14 protein-coding genes are annotated in these 16354 nt (G+C 66.2%); 7 read left to right on the forward strand and 7 right to left on the reverse strand.

Features of this window, described 5'->3' with window-relative positions; genetic code table 11:
* Nucleotides 1-3: 3 nt before the first annotated feature.
* Together ACFFJ6_RS04740 and galE are read right to left on the reverse strand one after the other, a co-directional pair.
* Nucleotides 4-1806, reverse strand: coding sequence for an ABC transporter ATP-binding protein (locus ACFFJ6_RS04740; RefSeq protein ID WP_378384881.1), 1803 nt, complete (start codon nt 1804-1806; stop codon nt 4-6).
* A 117-nt stretch (nt 1807-1923) separates the two neighbouring features.
* The gene (gene galE / locus ACFFJ6_RS04745; RefSeq protein ID WP_378385731.1) at nt 1924-2937 is read right to left on the reverse strand and encodes a UDP-glucose 4-epimerase GalE; all 1014 of its coding nucleotides are present in this window, start codon (nt 2935-2937) and stop codon (nt 1924-1926) included.
* 186 nt (nt 2938-3123) lie between these two features.
* On the opposite strand from galE, the gene waaC reads away from it, so the two are divergent.
* Nucleotides 3124-4068, forward strand: a complete 945-nt coding sequence (waaC, locus tag ACFFJ6_RS04750; RefSeq protein WP_378384883.1) for a lipopolysaccharide heptosyltransferase I — start codon at nt 3124-3126, stop codon at nt 4066-4068.
* Here waaC and ACFFJ6_RS04755 read toward each other — a convergent pair.
* The 3 genes from ACFFJ6_RS04755 to waaF all read right to left on the reverse strand — a co-directional run bounded on the left by ACFFJ6_RS04755 (nt 4065) and on the right by waaF (nt 6348).
* Nucleotides 4065-4610 (reverse strand): D-glycero-alpha-D-manno-heptose-1,7-bisphosphate 7-phosphatase, encoded by a 546-nt coding sequence (locus ACFFJ6_RS04755; RefSeq protein ID WP_378384885.1) that lies wholly within the window; start codon nt 4608-4610, stop codon nt 4065-4067. The genes waaC and ACFFJ6_RS04755 overlap by 4 nt on opposite strands.
* 1 nt (nt 4611) lies before the next feature.
* Nucleotides 4612-5190, reverse strand: coding sequence for a D-sedoheptulose 7-phosphate isomerase (locus ACFFJ6_RS04760; protein WP_378384887.1), 579 nt, complete (start codon nt 5188-5190; stop codon nt 4612-4614).
* A gap of 81 nt (nt 5191-5271) precedes the next feature.
* Nucleotides 5272-6348: a lipopolysaccharide heptosyltransferase II gene (waaF, locus tag ACFFJ6_RS04765; protein ID WP_378384889.1), complete on the reverse strand. Its 1077-nt coding sequence runs from the start codon at nt 6346-6348 to the stop codon at nt 5272-5274.
* 191 nt (nt 6349-6539) lie between these two features.
* Between waaF and rfaD the strand changes: the two genes are divergently transcribed.
* Genes rfaD through ACFFJ6_RS04780 form a run of 3 tightly spaced genes read left to right on the forward strand, consistent with a single transcriptional unit; the run spans nt 6540 to nt 10977 of the window.
* Nucleotides 6540-7520 carry an ADP-glyceromanno-heptose 6-epimerase gene (gene rfaD, locus ACFFJ6_RS04770; RefSeq protein ID WP_378384891.1) on the forward strand — a complete coding sequence of 327 codons (981 nt, stop codon included), beginning with the start codon at nt 6540-6542 and terminating at the stop codon, nt 7518-7520.
* A gap of 24 nt (nt 7521-7544) precedes the next feature.
* The gene (gene rfaE1, locus ACFFJ6_RS04775; protein WP_378384893.1) at nt 7545-9017 is read left to right on the forward strand and encodes a D-glycero-beta-D-manno-heptose-7-phosphate kinase; all 1473 of its coding nucleotides are present in this window, start codon (nt 7545-7547) and stop codon (nt 9015-9017) included.
* 31 nt (nt 9018-9048) lie between these two features.
* Entirely contained in the window at nt 9049-10977 is a 1929-nt protein-coding gene (locus tag ACFFJ6_RS04780; protein WP_378384895.1) for an SDR family NAD(P)-dependent oxidoreductase, read from the forward strand.
* Nucleotides 10978-11030: 53 nt separating this feature from the next.
* Here ACFFJ6_RS04780 and ACFFJ6_RS04785 read toward each other — a convergent pair whose 3' ends face one another.
* Nucleotides 11031-11492, reverse strand: coding sequence for a GtrA family protein (locus tag ACFFJ6_RS04785; RefSeq protein ID WP_378384897.1), 462 nt, complete (start codon nt 11490-11492; stop codon nt 11031-11033).
* Between the two features lie 195 nt (nt 11493-11687).
* The gene (locus tag ACFFJ6_RS04790; protein ID WP_378385733.1) at nt 11688-12710 is read right to left on the reverse strand and encodes an MraY family glycosyltransferase; all 1023 of its coding nucleotides are present in this window, start codon (nt 12708-12710) and stop codon (nt 11688-11690) included.
* A 270-nt stretch (nt 12711-12980) separates the two neighbouring features.
* On the opposite strand from ACFFJ6_RS04790, the gene ACFFJ6_RS04795 reads away from it, so the two are divergent.
* The 3 genes from ACFFJ6_RS04795 to ACFFJ6_RS04805 all read left to right on the forward strand — a co-directional run bounded on the left by ACFFJ6_RS04795 (nt 12981) and on the right by ACFFJ6_RS04805 (nt 16317).
* Complete coding sequence (locus tag ACFFJ6_RS04795) at nt 12981-13964, forward strand: NAD-dependent epimerase (RefSeq protein ID WP_378384899.1); 984 nt, start codon at nt 12981-12983, stop codon at nt 13962-13964.
* Nucleotides 13965-14097: 133 nt separating this feature from the next.
* Nucleotides 14098-15093, forward strand: coding sequence for a Gfo/Idh/MocA family oxidoreductase (locus ACFFJ6_RS04800; protein WP_378384901.1), 996 nt, complete (start codon nt 14098-14100; stop codon nt 15091-15093).
* 72 nt (nt 15094-15165) lie between these two features.
* A complete protein-coding gene (locus tag ACFFJ6_RS04805; RefSeq protein WP_378384903.1) occupies nt 15166-16317 on the forward strand; it encodes a DegT/DnrJ/EryC1/StrS family aminotransferase in 1152 nt (383 codons plus the stop codon).
* Nucleotides 16318-16354: the final 37 nt, after the last annotated feature.

The raw sequence follows: 16354 nt of genomic DNA on the forward strand, positions 1-16354 counted from the left end.
CATTTAAACGGCGGTATCGACCACGGCCAGCGGCGCGGTGTGACGCTGCTGCAGGCGGAAGAAGGACGCGTAGCGGCCGCCGCGGCGCAGTAGGTCGTCGTGCCGGCCCTGTTCGACGATCTCGCCGGCCTCGACCACCACGATGGAGTCGGCATGCATGATCGTGTGCAGCCGATGCGCGATCACGATGGTGGTGCGGTTGTGGCAGAGCCGCTCGATCGCTTCCTGCACCAGTTTTTCCGATTCGGAATCGAGCGCGGCTGTCGCTTCGTCGAGCAGCACGATCGGGGCGTCGCGCAGCAGCGCGCGGGCGACCGCGATGCGCTGGCGCTGGCCGCCGGAGAGTTGTGCGCCGTGCTCGCCGACCGGGGTGTCGTAGCCGAGCGGGAAGCCCATGATGAAGTCGTGCGCATGAGCGGCCTTCGCGGCGGCGACGATTTCATCCTCGCTGGCGCCGATCTTGCCGAACGCGATGTTGGCGCGGACCGTATCGCGGAACAGATAGACGTCCTGGCCGACATACGCGGTCTGCTCTCGTAGCGAATGGCGCGAAACTGCGGAGATCGACTGGCCGTCGATCCGGATGCCGCCGGCGGACGGCTCGTAGAAACGCAACAGCAGGGCCAGCACAGTCGATTTGCCGCCGCCCGACGGCCCGACCAGCGCGGTTATCTTGCCCGGCTCGGCGACGAAGCTCATCGCCTTGAGCACCGGCTCGTCGGCCCTATAGGCGAAGCGCACGGCGTCGAATTCAACACGGGCCTCGGTCAGTGCAAGCGCGGGCTTGTCACTGTCGTCCGGCTCGCTCTGCGGGCTGTCGACGATCTCGAGCAGCATGCGGGCGCCGACGAGGCCGCTGTTGAGTTCGATGTTGAGCCGCGCCAGCCGCTTCGCCGGCTCGTAGGCGAGCAGGAACGCGGTGAGAAAGGAGAAGAACTGACCCGGGGTCGCACCCATCGCGACCACGCGATAGCCGCCATACATCAGCGAGGCTGCGACCGCGAAGCCGCCGAGCGTTTCCATCAGCGGGCTGGAGCGGTTCGAGACCCGCGCCATCTTGTCGGCGTTCTTGCGCACCGCTTCGATGCTGGCGCCGATGCGATCGCGCATCGTCTGTTCGAGCGAGAACGCCTTGACGGTGCGGATGCCCTGCAGCGATTCCTGCATCGTTTCGAGGATTTCGGCATTGCCGGCGAATTGCGTGTAAGCGAGCCCCTTCACGCGTCGCACCAGCTTGCGCAGCACCAGCACGGCCGGCGGCGCGATCAGCAGGCCGAACAGCGCCATGAATGGATCCTGCGTCACCATCACAATGACGAGGCCGATCAGCGACAGCAGATCCCGGCCGATCGCGTTGATCAGCAGGTTGAGGACTTCGGTGACGGAGTTGGCGCCGGAGGTGAGGCGGGCGAGAAATTCCGAGGAATGCCGCTGCGAGAAGAAGCCGAGGCTCTCGTGCATCAGCTTGTCGAACAGCCGGCGCTGATTGTTGGCGAGGATGGCGTTTTTGATCTGGGTGAGGATCACCGACTGGCCGTAGGTCGCCACGCCCTTGACGGTGAAGATCGCGAGGCTGACCAGCGACAGCACGACGATGCCGGTGAGATTGCGGTCGACATAGGCCTGGTTGATCACCTGGCCAAGCAGATAGGCCGACAGGGCAGTCGCAGCGGCGGCGATCGCCATCAGCACGAACGCCATCAGATAGCGGCGCCAATAGACCGCGGCCTGTTCCATCACCAGCCGGCGCACGAGCTGGGCGGCGCCGTACGGATCATCGGTAATCTTGCGTGGGGCGTTGGTCATCCGCGTTCCATCGACGGCGTCGATCTGGTCGCGCGCGTCGGGCTGGCGTGCGTCTGGCCGCCTCCTTGCCCCCGATGGGCGGGGTTTTCAAGCCAAAGCTGCCGGTGGAACCCGGTTCTAGGCTGAAATGGCTTGAAGTTCAGGGGCTTGGCGTTGGGCGAGCAACTTGTGCTCCCACGCCAGCGCATGCGCCGCGATGTTGTCGAGATCGTCGTAACGCGGCGTCCAGTCGAGCGTGGCGCGAATCCGGCTGGTGTCGGCCACCATCGCGACGATGTCGCCCGGTCGCCGGGATGCGGTCGTGACTGCGAAATTGCGGCCGGCGACACGCCGGACCGCCTCAAGGGTTTCCAGTACCGAATAGCCGCGGCCGTAGCCGCAGTTCAGCGTGGTCGACGCCCCGCCCTCGCGCAGATAGCGCAGCGCCGCGACATGGGCCTGCGCCAGATCGGTGACGTGGATGAAATCGCGGATGCAGCTTCCGTCCGGGGTCGGATAGTCGGTGCCGAACACGTCAACTTGTGTCCGCTGACCGGTCGCAGCTTCCACGGCGATCTTCAGCAGGTGGGTGGCGCCCGCGGTCGCGAGGCCGATACGCGCCTGCGGATCGGCACCGGCGACGTTGAAGTAGCGCAGCGCGACGTAGTTCACGCCATAAGCGGCGGCGGCGTCGTGGAGCATGATCTCGGTCATCAGCTTGGAGCAGCCGTAGGGCGACAGCGGCCGCGTCGGTGCTTCTTCAGCCACCGGCGTGCGGTCGGGGTTGCCGTAAACCGCCGCGGTCGACGAGAAGATGACATTGCGCACGTTGCGCGTCACCGCCGCGCTAAGCAAATTTCGCGACGTCATGGTGTTGTTGCGATAATAGGCGAGCGGATCCCGCATCGACTCCGCGACGACGACCGAGCCGGCGAAATGGATGATGGCGTCGACGCGCTGCGAGGCGATCACGCCTTCGACGAGGTTCTCGTCGCCGGCGTCGCCGATGAACAGTGGCACGCCTTCGGGGAGAAGGCTGGAGAAGCCGGTGCTCAGATTGTCGATCACGACCACGCTCTCGCCGGCCTCTGCCAGCGCCAGCACGGTGTGACTTCCAATATAGCCGGCGCCGCCGGTCACGAGCACGGTCATCGCGTGGCCCCCGTGTAAGACTGCGAACTGCATTCCCGCAGGCCGCTTCAGTCTTTCGCCCCACAATAGACGGACGTCGTCGCCAGATCGCTGATCTTCGCGAATTTCCGGCGTTCCACAGGGGGAATCGACAATATGGTTGCCAATCTGTAACGAGTGCCCGGTGTTGTGGCGGCCATCGGCGCGATGTCGGACATTCTCATCATCAAGACTTCCTCGCTCGGCGACGTGGTGCATCAGATGCCCGCGATCACCGATGCTGCGCGGGCGGTTCCCGGGCTGCGGCTGACGTGGGTGGTGGAGGAGGCGTTCGCGCCGCTGGCGCAGTTGCATCCGAGCGTCGCCGAGGTCATTCCGGTCGCGACGCGGCGCTGGCGCTCGAAGCTGACGGCACGCGGCACCTGGCGTGAGATCGCGGATTTCAATACGCGCCTGCGCGAGCCTGACTTCGACAAGGTGATCGACACACAAGGGCTGATCCGCTCCGCCATCATCGCGCGCCTCGCCCATGGCGAACGACACGGCTACGACGCCGGCAGCATTCGCGAGCCGCTGGCCGCACGGTTCTACGACGTGACGCATACGGTCGGGCGCAGCCTGCACGCCGTGACGCGCAACCGTCTGCTGACGGCGTTGTCGCTCGGCTATCAGCCGCCGGACGAGATCGACTACGGTCTCATCGCGCCGCCGCGCGTCCACGAGGGCGCCTATGCGGTGTTGCTGCACGGCACCTCGCGAACGTCGAAGGAGTGGCGCGCGGAGGACTGGATCGAGACCGGCCGCTGGCTGCAGGCGCGCGGGATCGAGGTCGTGTTGCCGTGGGGCACCGAGACGGAGCGGCAGACTGCGGACCGACTGTCCGCAGAGATTGCCGGCAGCCGTGTGCTGCCGAAGCAGCGGCTCGATCTCACCGCGCAAGTCATCGCCAATGCGGCGCTTGTGGTCGGTGTCGACACCGGCCTCATGCATCTCGCCGCGGCCTATCGCGTGCCGCTGGTCGGCATCTATGTGTCGACCGATCCCGGCCTGACCGGCCCGGTCGGCAGCGGTCCGATGACGGTGCTCGGCGGCAAGAGCGGCGCACCCTCGGCGCGGCAGGCGATCGACGCGGCGGAGCGTCTGCTCGGTTAGTTGCCGCCGGTACGCGTCATCTGGCGCAGGACGTCGGCGGCGAACGTATCGATATCGCCGCCTTTGAACAGAAAGCCCGGAATCCCTGCGCCGCGCGCGGCTTCGATGTCCACGTCGCTGTCGCCGATCACGAAGCTCGCTTGCATCGAGATCGGCCATGCGCGCGCAAGATCGAGGATCATGCCGGGGCCCGGTTTGCGATCGTCACTCGCTCGGCGATACGCCTCGACGGTCCCTTCGGGATGGTAGGGGCAGTAGCGGATGTCGTCGATCCGGGCGCCTTGCTGGCTCAGCTCATCCAGCATCCACCGATGCAGCGCGCGCACGTCCTCTTCGCCGAACATGCCGCGCGCGACGCCGGACTGGTTGGTGATCACGAACACGTAGTAGCCGGCGTCGTTGAGGCGGCGGATTGCCGCCGCGATGCCCGGCATCCAGCGAAACCGATCGCGCGTGCCGATGTAGTGATCGTTATGGTTGATGACGCCGTCGCGATCGAGAAACGCCGCGGGCTTGCGTGCGCGCTGGTCGGCGGTGGTCATGCTACGCCATCAGCGCGCATTCGATCTCGTCGCAGATCGCATGCGCGGCCATCAGATGAATTTGCTGCACCAGTGCCGTCTCGGGCGCCGGGGCGATCAGCAGATGATCGCACCGCGCAGCCATCGACGCTCCGCTCGGCCCGGTCATGCCGATGGTGACGAGGCCGCGGTCGCGCGCGACCTCCAGAGCCGCGAGGATGTTCGGCGAGCGGCCCGAGGTGGTGATGCCGATGAACAGGTCGCCGGGCCGGCCGAGGCCCTCGACCTGCCGCGCGAACACCCGCTCGAAGCCGTAGTCGTTGGCGATCGCGGTGAGAGCCGAGGTGTCGGTGGTCAAGGCGATCGCCGGCCAGCCGGGCCGGTCCTGCTTGTAGCGTCCGATGATTTCTGCCGCGATGTGCTGGGCGTCGGCGGCGCTGCCGCCGTTGCCGGCGAGCAGGATCTTGCGGCCTTGGCGGAGCGCCGTGATCGCCGCGGCCGCGATGGCCTGCGAGGCGGCGAGCAAGGACGCATCGCCGGCCGCGGCGGTCATCGCGGCGAGCGAATTCTCGAAATGCAGGGCGATCCGGTTCTGGCTCACGTCACACCTGAAGGCGGGAAGGTCGGCACTGGTTAGGCGCGAGGCGGGGCGAGGGCAAGCGCAAGCGGATGCTGGGCCGGATCACAGCGCCGGAGCCAGGCCGGCGGCGCCAAGCGCCTTCTGCGCCGCGGCCATGACGTCGTCGACCGGAATGTCGCGCATGCATTTGTGATGCTGCATCCGGCACACTGGCTTGTGGCAGGGGCGGCAGGGCACGTCGGTCTTGGTTTCGATCACCGCTTCGATCGGGTTGAGCGGCGCGTAATGCCAGGCGCTGGTCGGGCCGAAAATGCCGATGGTGCGGCTGCCGATCGCGGCAGCGACGTGGAGCAGGCCGGAATCGTTGGAGATCACCAGATCGGCCGCGCCCAGACCCATGATGCCGTTGCGCAGGTCGGTGCCGGTGAGGTCGCGGGCGTTCGGCCCGGCTGCGGCGACGATCTCCTGCGCCTTCTCGGTCTCGCCCGGCCCGCCAATGACCCAGACGTCGAGCCCGCGGTCGGTCAAAGCCATCGCTGCCTCGACATAATAGGACCAGCGTTTCGACGGCCCGACCGCGCCCGGCGCCAGCGCCACGGCGGTCCGGCCCTCGAACCCGTTGGCGCGCCGCCACGCGGCGATGGCATCCTTCGGCACCACGAGCTGCGGCTCCGGCCAGTCCATCGGCAGCTCGATATTGGCGGGCAGCGCCAGGGCGGCGCAGCGGTCGATCATCCGCGGCAGCGCCTTCTCGCCGCGTCGCCAGTCGTTGAGCAGCCCGAACCGGACCTCGCCGATGAAGCCGGTCCGCTGCGGAATGCCGGCCAGGAACGGCGCGATGGTCGATTTGAAGGTCCGCGGCATCACCAGCGACCGGCCATAGCCTTCGGCCCGCAGCCGGGCGGCCAACGCCCGCTGCTGGTCGAGCGCGAGCTTGCCGCGCGGCAGGTCCCAGACGATCCCCTGGCGCACGCCGGGCATATAGTCGACCAGCGGAGCGCACAGCGTCGTGGTCAACACATCCACCGGCCGGTTCGGCCAGCGGTCCTTGAGCACCCGCACCACGGTGTGACAGCGCACGAAATCGCCGATCCACATATAGGGAATCAGCAGAACCGGGCTGGTCTCCGACCGATCCGGAGCGGTCGCCAGGATGGATTTGAGTGAATCGTAATTCATTGCGGTGTCTGGCAGAGGCGCCGACGGGCCCCTCAGTGAACGCGGTGCTGCCGGTTAGCGCTTGCGCCGCCCGGCGTCCAGCCGTGATTTTGCCGTGATGCGGGTTCCCAGAGAACACGGCGCTGGAGTTCAAGTTGCCTGCCCGGGCGGAGTGGGGCAAAGGTGGCCGCGTCAATTGAGGCGGGGGAGTCATGCTGCTGGTAACCGGAGGCGCCGGTTTTATCGGGTCGAATATCGTGGCGGCGCTGAACGAGGCGGGACGCAGCGACGTCGCGGTGTGCGATTTCCTCGGCCACGAGGGCAAGTGGAAGAATCTGGCCAAGCGCCAGCTCGCCGACATGGTGCCGCCGGCCGAACTCTCCGACTGGTTGAGGGGCCGCCGGGTCGACGCGGTGTTCCACATGGGCGCGATCTCGGAGACGACCGCGACCGACGGCGACCTCGTCATCGACACCAACTTCCGGTTGTCGATGCGGCTGCTCGACTGGTGCACCGAGAATCGTGTGCCGTTCATCTACGCATCCTCGGCGGCGACCTACGGCGACGGCGATCAGGGCTTCGACGATGATCCGTCACTGGACGCGCTGAAGCAGCTTCGGCCGATGAACCTGTACGGCTGGAGCAAACACTTGTTCGATCTGGTCGTGGCGGAACGCGCCGCGCGCGGCGAACGGTTGCCGCCGCAATGGGCCGGGCTGAAGTTCTTCAACGTGTTCGGGCCCAACGAGTACCACAAGGGCGCCATGGCCAGCGTGCTGGCCAAGCGGTTCGACGACATCAAGGCCGGCCGCATCGTCCAGCTGTTCAAGTCGCATCGGGACGGCATCGCCGACGGCGATCAGCGCCGCGACTTCATCTATGTCGACGACGTCGTGCGGGTGATGATGTGGCTGTTCGCCTCGCCTTCGGTCAGCGGCCTGTTCAATGTCGGCACCAGCCATGCCCGAAGTTTTCGCGATCTGATCCTTGCCGCCTATTCGGCGCTCGGCACGCCGCCGCAGATCGAGTACGTCGACATGCCGGAACAGATCCGGGGCAGCTATCAGTATTTCACCGAGAGCAAAGGCGATCGGCTGCGGGCCGCAGGCTACAATGGCGGCTTCACGCCGCTCGAGGATGCGGTTGCTTCCTACGTCCAGGGATATCTCGACGCCGGCGATCGTTTCCGCTGATCGCGCTCCAACCCGTGAAGTTTGATGTTCAATTTTGAGACCCTGCTGCAATCGATCGAGAACACCACGGTTCTGTGCGTCGGCGATCTGATGCTCGACGAATTCGTCTACGGCGAGGTCTCCCGGATCTCGCCGGAGGCGCCCGCACCTGTGATCGCGGTCCAGCGCAGCGAGATCAATGTCGGCGGCGCCGGCAACGTCGCGCGCAATATCGCGGCGATCGGCGCGCGCTGCATTTTCGTCGGCCTGATCGGCGATGACGTAGCGGGGCAGACGCTGACCGCTGAGCTTGCGCGCGAGCCGCGGATCGCGCCGTTGCTGGTCTGCGATCCGTCGCGCCCGACCACGCGCAAGGTGCGGTTCGTCTCGGAGCATTTCTCCACGCATATGCTGCGTGCCGATTGGGAGACCGCGTCGGCGGCTTCCGCCGAGATCGAGGCGCGGCTGCTGGACGCGATCCTGCCGCAGCTCGAGCGGGCCGATATCGTGTTGCTGTCCGACTACGCCAAGGGCGTGCTGACCCCAGAGGTGATCGCGCGGGTGATCGACGTCGCTCGCCAGCGCGGCAAGCGGGTGATCGTCGATCCGAAGAGCCCGAATTTTGTGACCTATCGCGGCGCGACGCTGCTGACGCCCAATCGCAAGGAATTCGTCACGGCGACCCGCTGTGCCGCCGACACGCTCGCAGGCATCGCCGCGGCTGCGCAGGAGGCAATGGCCCTGGCGGACTGCGCGGCGATGCTGGTGACGCAGAGCGAGCACGGCATGACACTGGTGCCACGCGGCGGCGAGCCGATTCATGTGCCGGCGCTACCTGTGAAGGTGCGCGACGTCTCGGGCGCAGGCGACACGGTGGCAGCGGTGCTGGCCGTGGTCCTCGCAGCGGGCCAGGATTGGGCCACTGCAATGCGGGCCGCGAGTGCCGCCGCGGCGGTCGCCGTCAGCAAGAACGGAACGGCCGTCGTCACGCCTGCTGAACTGCGGCGTAAGCTGTTGCCGCACGCCTCGCTCGCCGCCGAGGACAAGATCATCGGTAACGAAACCGATCTCGACCGGCGCATCGCCGAATGGCGCCGCGAAGGGCTGCGCGTCGGGTTCACCAACGGCTGCTTCGATATTCTGCATCCGGGGCACGTCAAGGTGCTGACCGCCGCGCGCGGCGCGTGCGATCGGCTGATCGTCGGCCTCAACAGCGACGCGTCGGTACGCCGTCTGAAGGGCGAAGGCCGCCCGGTGCAGAATGAGCGTGCGCGCGCCGAGGTACTGGCCGGGCTCGAAGCCGTCGATCTGGTGGTGATCTTCGAGGAGGATACGCCCCTGAACCTGATCACGCAGATCGTGCCCAGCGTCCTGGTCAAGGGCGGCGACTATACGCGCGAGCAGGTGGTCGGCCACGAGGTGGTCGAGGCCGGAGGCGGCGAGGTGCTGCTGGTCGACGTTCTGCCCGGCCACAGCACGACGTCCCTGGTCGAGAAGGCCCGCGAGGGAACGACATGAGACGGCGGGCTGTCTGCAAGCGAGACGAACGATGCTGACCAGGATTTCGTCGTTCACCTATCGCAACTGGCTGATCGCGATCCACGACGCCGGGGTCACCGCGATCGCGGTGGTGCTCAGCTTCTTCCTGCGCTTCGACGGCGAGAATCTGCTCGACCGGCTGCCGCTGCTTCTGAAGATCCTGCCGTATTTCGTGATCTTCAGCTTCTTCGTCTGCTACGCGTTCCAGCTCACCACCACCAAGTGGCGGTTCGTATCGATCCCGGACCTGTTGAACATCTTGCGGGCGGCGAGCGTCCTGACCGTCGCACTGCTGCTGCTCGACTACATCTTCCTCGCGCCGAATGTTTACGGCACGTTCTTTCTCGGCAAGACTACCATCATCATCTACTGGTTTCTCGAAGTCTCTCTGCTCTCGGGATCGCGGCTCGCCTATCGCTATTTCCGCTACACGCGGACCCGCAACAAGGCGATGACGATGAACGCGGCGCCGACGCTGCTGATCGGCCTCGCCGCCGATGCCGAAGTGTTCTTGCGTGGCATCGAGAGCGGAGCGGTGAAGCGGCTGTGGCCTGTCGGCGTGTTGTCGCCCTCGCTGGCGGACCGCGGGCAGACGATCCGCGGCATTCCGGTGCTCGGCAGCATCGACGACCTGCCGAACGTGGTCAGGGATTTCGCCGATCGCGGTCGTCCGATCGAGCGGGCGGTGATGACGCCGTCGGCGTTCGAGGCAGAGGCACAGCCTGAGGCGGTGCTGATGCGTGCGCGCAAGCTCGGCCTCGTCGTCAGCCGGCTGCCGTCGCTGGAAGAGAGCCGCGATACGCCGCGCCTCGCTCCGGTTGCGGTCGAAGACCTGCTGCTCCGTCCCAGCGTCAAGATCGATTACCGCCGGCTCGAATTGCTGCTCAAGGGCAAGTCGATCGTCGTCACGGGCGGCGGCGGATCCATCGGCCTCGAAATGTGCGACCGCGTGACGACCTTCGGCGCTGACCGGCTGCTGGTGATCGAGAACTCAGAACCGGCTTTGCATGCCGCGATGGAGACGCTGTCCGCCAAGGTGACCCAGACGGTGGTCGAGGGGCACATCGCCGACATCCGCGACCGGGAGCGGATCTTTCAGCTCATCACGGCCTTCAAGCCGGATCTGGTGTTTCATGCCGCCGCGTTGAAGCACGTGCCGATCCTGGAGCGGGACTGGGGCGAGGGCGTCAAGACCAACATCTTCGGTTCCGTGAACGTCGCCGATGCGGCGCGCGCCGCCGGCGCGGAAGCGATGGTGATGATCTCGACCGACAAGGCGATCGAGCCGGTTTCGATGCTCGGCCTGACCAAGCGGTTCGCCGAGATGTACTGCCAGAGCATGGATCGCGACATCGCGGCGACGGCCGAGGGCGACAAGGCCCCAATGCGGCTGATCTCGGTGCGGTTCGGCAACGTGCTGGCGTCGAACGGCTCGGTGGTGCCGAAATTCAAGGCGCAGATCGAGGCCGGCGGTCCGGTGACGGTGACGCATCCGGACATGGTGCGTTACTTCATGACAATCCGCGAAGCCTGTGATCTCGTCATCACGGCTGCCACGCACGCGCTCGATCAGCAGCATTCCGATGCGTCGGTGTTCGTGCTCAGCATGGGCCAGCCGGTGAAGATCGTCGATCTTGCCGAGCGCATGATCCGGCTGTCCGGCCTGCAGCCGGGCTACGATATCGATATCGTGTTCACCGGCGTTCGTCCCGGTGAGCGGCTGCACGAGATCCTGTTCGCCAAGCACGAGCCCTTCGCCGAAATCGGCATCCCGGGCATTGTCGCGGCGCGGCCCAATGAGCTACCGCTCGAGACCTTGCGGACATGGCTTACGGCGCTGGAGACCGCGATCGCCGCCCGGCAGCATGACGAAGTCGTTGCGATTCTGAAGAACGCCGTCCCCGAATACAAAGCCGGCGGCGACACGGGCCAAGCCTGAATGTCAGCGGCAGCGTGCCGATCAGCTCCGCCGGTCGCCCCGCGTCACCATGATCAAAGATCAGAGTTTGCTGGGCGATCGCCGGTGGCCGGCTTGGTCCGGAACACCACGAAGTGCGACATTGAAAAATTCACCACGAAGCTGACCGCGATCGACAGCAACTTGGCGGCCAGCACCGGAATGAAGTGAGACAGCACCACGAGCGTGGTGGTCGCCGCGGCGACACCGACGGTGCCGGAGGCGACGAAGCTCAGATACGCGCTCCGCTTCAACGTCCGTCCGGATTCGGTGCGGAACGTGATCATGCTGTTCATGACGTATGAGCACGACACGGCCACGAGCCAGGCCATGATGTTGGCCGGCACCAGCGGAAGCGTCAGAACCTCGTAGGCGAGCGTGAATACGGCGAGGTCGATCAGCGCGTTGATCACGCCGATTCCGGCAAAACTGACTATCTTGGCGATCATCGGCCGCGAGCGCCGCTGCTCACGCAGGCGATTGTACAACGACTTCATTGGACGTCGGTCCTGCTCCGCTTGATCGCGGTAAATAGCAGCAAGCAGGGGGCGAGTCCGTATCTTTCGGGGGACCGCCGGCGGCCTTCGGCCGAGTGTGGCACGAGGCACGCACCGTCCGGACCGCAACGTTCGGCGCCGCTCCTGCGGGCGACTGTCGGAAAGCATCGGGCAGGATGAAGACGGCGCATGCACTCACCCAAGGCCGATGCGGCGGGGGCGGCCGAACTGCGCCAGGACGAACGTCACCGCGGCGGCACCGCCGAGCAGCGCGACTGCGTCGACTGCGGCGGAGCCGAGCAAGACCGAGACACCGGCCAGAGCGGCCAGCAGCAGGTTGAGCCCGAACACACGACCGACGACGCCGATCACCGGGAAGCCGTTGTCGGTCGCGCGCTGGTAGAAGTGAGTCCGGTGAGCCTCCCAGAAGACTTCGCGTTTCGCGATCCGGCGCACCAGCGTCAGCGTGCTGTCGGCGAGGTAGTACAGCGGCAGCAGCAGTGCGGCGGCGACATGGCCGTGCAAGGCCAGTTGCAGCAGGCACCAGCCGAGCAACAGTCCGATCGGCAGACTGCCGACATCGCCAAGAAAGACCTTGGCAACGGGGCGGTTGAAGGGCGCGAAACCGAGCATCGCACCGCCGAGCGCCGCGGCGATCAGGGTTGCGTCGGCTGGAAGGAATCCGGCGAGGCCGAGCGCGACCAGGGCCAGCGCGATCGGGACGACTTCACTGACCGTCATCCAGTCGAGCCCGTCCATGAAGTTCACCAGGTTGACGAACCACAGCGCCGCGACCAGCAGCACGGCGCGCTCGATCCACACCGGCACCATAGGAAGGATCTGCAGGTTCTCCGGCAACACCGCCAGGACGATGCCGACCGCGATTGCCTGCAGCAGCAGCCGGGGCAGCACCGGGATCGGATGGATGTCATCGATCGTGCCGACCACGGCGATGAGCACCGTCGCGCCGAACAGCAGGGCCGGAATGGCTGCAGCCGATGAGACGACCGCGATCGCGCCTGCAGCCACCGTGAGGGTCGCTGCGACGACCGCGATCCCCGCTCCCTGCGGTGTCGGGATCTTGTGCGACGATCGCGCATTCGGGCGTGCCAGCGCGTAACGGGCCAGCAGCGGCATGATGGCGACGATCAACATTGCGCAGGCCAACGCCGCCAGCGCAATGGCGGCCACAGTCAACCATGTGTCCCAGCCGGCCATGTCAGCCCGCCGCCCGAAGAGGGCGTCGCATGGGAAGGCGGAAGGCGAGGGAGGGCCGGGGCATCGGACTCGCTGCGGTGAAAAATCGGGTGCTGCAGCGGCAAAACTGCCAATAGCGCAGCGGAAGTCGCCGTTTGGTATGGTTTTGAGGCCAATCTGGCAAGTCCGCGCCACTCGGTGCTTGCCGCTCAGGCTTACCGGTGGCTAAACAGGCGCGCTTTGGGCGCCCCGCTTCGCGAAACCGAGGGGTGCATCCAATTTGAGGTCTTGATGGCGGAAGAACCCGTATTGGTGACCGGAGCCGCGGGCTTCATCGGCTTTCACGTCGCGCGCGAACTGCTCGATGCGGGCCGCACCGTCGTCGGTCTCGACAACCTCAACACGTATTACGACCCGGCGCTGAAACGGGCGCGGCTCGCCTTGCTGGCCGAATCGCCCCGCTTCACGTTCATCCATGGCGATCTCGCCGACCGGCCGGCGACCGCAGCGCTGTTCGCCGGGCGCCGATTTGCCGTGGTGATCCACCTCGCTGCGCAGGCCGGCGTACGCCATTCGCTCAGCCATCCGCACGATTACGCCGACGCCAATCTCGAAGGCTTTCTCAACGTGCTCGAGGGCTGCCGCCATAACGGTTGCATGCACCTGATCTACGCGTCGTCGTCGTCGGTCTATGGCGCCAACACCAAGCTGCCGTTCTCGGTTGAGGACCGTACCGACCATCCGATCAGCCTCTACGCAGCCTCCAAGAAGGCCAACGAGGTGATGGCGCATTCCTACAGCCATCTCTACCGGCTGCCGACGACCGGCCTGCGGTTCTTCACGATCTACGGCCCCTGGTATCGCCCGGACATGGCGCTGTTCCTGTTCGCCGATGCCATCACCCAGGGACGGCCGATCAAGCTGTTCAACCACGGCCGGATGCGGCGCGATTTCACCTATGTGGCGGACGTTACCCGCGTGGTGTTGCGTTTGATCGAGCAGGTCCCGCCAGATGCCACCGGCCGCGCCCCTGCGCGCATTTACAATGTCGGCAATCACCGACCGGAGGAGCTGATGCATGTCGTCGGCCTGCTGGAACAGGAACTCGGCCGGGCTGCCGTCAAGGACATGCTGCCGATGCAGCCGGGCGACGTCCCGGAGACCTTCGCCGACGTCGACGATCTGATGCGTGACGTCGGTTTCAAGCCCGAAACTGCGATCGAGGACGGAATCCGCAGCTTCGTTGCCTGGTATCGTTCTCATTACGGTGTGTAATGTGTCCCAGCGGCCTCACCGGAACGTTGTAATTGTCTGAATCAAAACGTGTTTGGGCAGTTTCCGAGCGAGATCGCCACAACTGTGACGCCGTGCTAGGAAGCCGCATCCCTAATTGCCGAGGCATCCTGCCATGACGTCCCCTTCTGATCAGACCACGAAATCCACGCTCCGGGTCGGCGTCATCGGGGCGGGTGTGATGGGAACCAACCATGGGCGGGTTCTGGCGGGTCTTCCCGGCGTGTCGCTGATCGGAATCGTCGATCCCCTTGAGGAGCATCGCAACCGTGCGGTGGAATTGATCGGCTGCAAGACGTTTGCGACGGTCGATGAACTGCTGCTCGCCGGCGTCGATGCCGTAACGATTGCGGCGCCGACGCACCTGCATCACGAAGTGGCGCTGACCTGCATCGGTCGCGGTGTTCACGTGCTGGTCGAAAAGCCGATCGCGTCCACGGTCGAGGAAGGGCGCGAGATCGTCGCCGCCGCCCGCAAAGCCGGCGTGACGCTGATGGTTGGCCACGTCGAGCGCTTCAATCCCGCGGTCGCCGCCATCAAGCAGGCGATTCGCAACGAGGACATTCTCTCCATCGGCATCACCCGGGTCGGGCCTTTCCCGCCGCGGATGTCCAATGTCGGCGTGGTGATCGATCTGGCGGTGCACGACATCGACCTGATTCGCTGGTTCACCGAATCCGAGATCGTCGACGTGCAGCCGCAGCTGACCTGCGCGGTCGCCGAGCGCGAAGACATCGCGCTGCTCCAATTCCGCACCGGGTCGGGTGTGCTGGCGCATATCAACACCAACTGGCTGACGCCGTTCAAGGCGCGCAACGTCACCGTGGCGACCCGCGGCAAATACGTGATGGGCGATCTGTTGACCCGTCAGGTCACCGAATGCTTCGGCTTCAAGGCCGACGGCAGCTACTCGATGCGGCATCTGCCGGTCGGGCACGACGAGCCGCTGCGCGCCGAACTGATTGCTTTCCTCAACGCGGTGCGCACCAATGGCGTGCCGGCCGTCACCGGCGAGGAGGGCGTCGCCAGCCTCGAGATCGCCATCCAGTGTCTCGAGCAGCCGCCGAAGGCCGCAGCCGGCCGCAAGGAACCGCTGCGCGCCGCCGGCTAGGCGGAGCCGCTCCTCATTCACGCGCCACGCGCCGCATCCCAGTCCTCATCCTCACCGATCAAGCCGGGCTCCATGAATCAGCATCTTCGAACCGACCCTGTGCCCTTCATCGATGTCGGCGCGCAGCGCCGCAGGCTCGGCCCTTCGCTCGACGAGGCCGTCGGCAAGGTGCTGAATCACTGCCAGTTCCTCGGCGGTCCGGAAGTGCTGGCGCTGGAAGCCGAACTCGCCGCCTACACCGGCGCGCGCTACGTGGTGACCTGCTCGAGCGGCACCGACGCGCTGCTGATGGTGTTGATGGCCAAGGGCATCGGCCCAGGCGATGCGGTGCTGTGCCCGTCCTTCACGTTCTGCGCGACCGGCGAGGCGGTGGCGCTCACCGGCGCGACGCCGCTGTTCGTCGACGTCGATGAAGTGACCTTCAACATCGACGTCGCATCGCTCAAGCGCGGTATCGGCACGGCCAGGAAGCTCGGCCTGAAGCCGCGGGCTGTGATCCCGGTCGACCTGTTCGGTCAGGCGGCCGATCATGCCGCCGTCGCCGCGGTAGCGGCCGACGAGGGCCTGTTCGTGCTCGACGACGCGGCGCAAGGCTTCGGCGCGACCTATCAGGGCAAGAAGCTCGGCACCTTCGGCCTCGCGACCGCGACCAGCTTCTTCCCGGCGAAGCCGCTCGGCTGCTTCGGCGACGGCGGCGCGATCTTCACGGACGACGCCGAACTGGTCGAAGGGCTGCGCAGCGTCCGCGTCCACGGTCAGGGCGGCGACAAATACGACAACATCCGACTCGGCCTGACCGGCCGTCTCGACACCATCCAGGCCGCGATCCTGCTCGAAAAGCTGAAGATCTTCGACGACGAGATCGCGTCGCGAAACCGGGTCGCCGAGCGCTATTCCGCCGCCCTGAGCGATGTCGTCACCGTGCCGCGGCTGGCCGAGGGCTGCAGCTCGGTCTGGGCGCAGTACACCATTCGCCTGCCGAAGGGCGTCGATCGCGACGGCTTCGCGGCGACGCTGAAGGCGCATGGCATTCCGACCGCGATCTATTACGCCAAGTCGATGCATCAGCAGACCGCCTACCGCGCTTTCCCGGTGGCGGACGGCGGGCTCCCGGTGTGCGAGCGGCTGTCGCCGGACGTCGTCAGCCTGCCGATGCACGCCTATCTCGATGCGCCGACCCAGGACCGCGTCATCGCGGCCGTTCACGCCGCGGTCGGCCGCTAAGCGCCGTCATTCCGGGGCTCACGCGTGAGCGAGCGAA

This window comes from Rhodopseudomonas telluris, from assembly GCF_042432815.1.
Classification (GTDB): Bacteria; Pseudomonadota; Alphaproteobacteria; order Rhizobiales; family Xanthobacteraceae; genus Rhodopseudomonas; species Rhodopseudomonas telluris.

Bases quoted from the DNA above. Each gene is read 5' to 3' on its own strand.
- ACFFJ6_RS04740 (WP_378384881.1), bottom strand. From the start codon at position 1,806: ATGACCAACGCCCCACGCAAGATTACCGATGATCCGTACGGCGCCGCC.
- galE (WP_378385731.1), bottom strand. From the start codon at position 2,937: ATGACCGTGCTCGTGACCGGCGGCGCCGGCTATATTGGAAGTCACACC.
- waaC (WP_378384883.1), top strand. From the start codon at position 3,124: ATGTCGGACATTCTCATCATCAAGACTTCCTCGCTCGGCGACGTGGTG.
- ACFFJ6_RS04755 (WP_378384885.1), bottom strand. From the start codon at position 4,610: ATGACCACCGCCGACCAGCGCGCACGCAAGCCCGCGGCGTTTCTCGAT.
- waaF (WP_378384889.1), bottom strand. From the start codon at position 6,348: ATGAATTACGATTCACTCAAATCCATCCTGGCGACCGCTCCGGATCGG.
- rfaD (WP_378384891.1), top strand. From the start codon at position 6,540: ATGCTGCTGGTAACCGGAGGCGCCGGTTTTATCGGGTCGAATATCGTG.
- rfaE1 (WP_378384893.1), top strand. From the start codon at position 7,545: ATGTTCAATTTTGAGACCCTGCTGCAATCGATCGAGAACACCACGGTT.
- ACFFJ6_RS04780 (WP_378384895.1), top strand. From the start codon at position 9,049: ATGCTGACCAGGATTTCGTCGTTCACCTATCGCAACTGGCTGATCGCG.
- ACFFJ6_RS04785 (WP_378384897.1), bottom strand. From the start codon at position 11,492: ATGAAGTCGTTGTACAATCGCCTGCGTGAGCAGCGGCGCTCGCGGCCG.
- ACFFJ6_RS04790 (WP_378385733.1), bottom strand. From the start codon at position 12,710: ATGGCCGGCTGGGACACATGGTTGACTGTGGCCGCCATTGCGCTGGCG.
- ACFFJ6_RS04795 (WP_378384899.1), top strand. From the start codon at position 12,981: ATGGCGGAAGAACCCGTATTGGTGACCGGAGCCGCGGGCTTCATCGGC.
- ACFFJ6_RS04800 (WP_378384901.1), top strand. From the start codon at position 14,098: ATGACGTCCCCTTCTGATCAGACCACGAAATCCACGCTCCGGGTCGGC.
- ACFFJ6_RS04805 (WP_378384903.1), top strand. From the start codon at position 15,166: ATGAATCAGCATCTTCGAACCGACCCTGTGCCCTTCATCGATGTCGGC.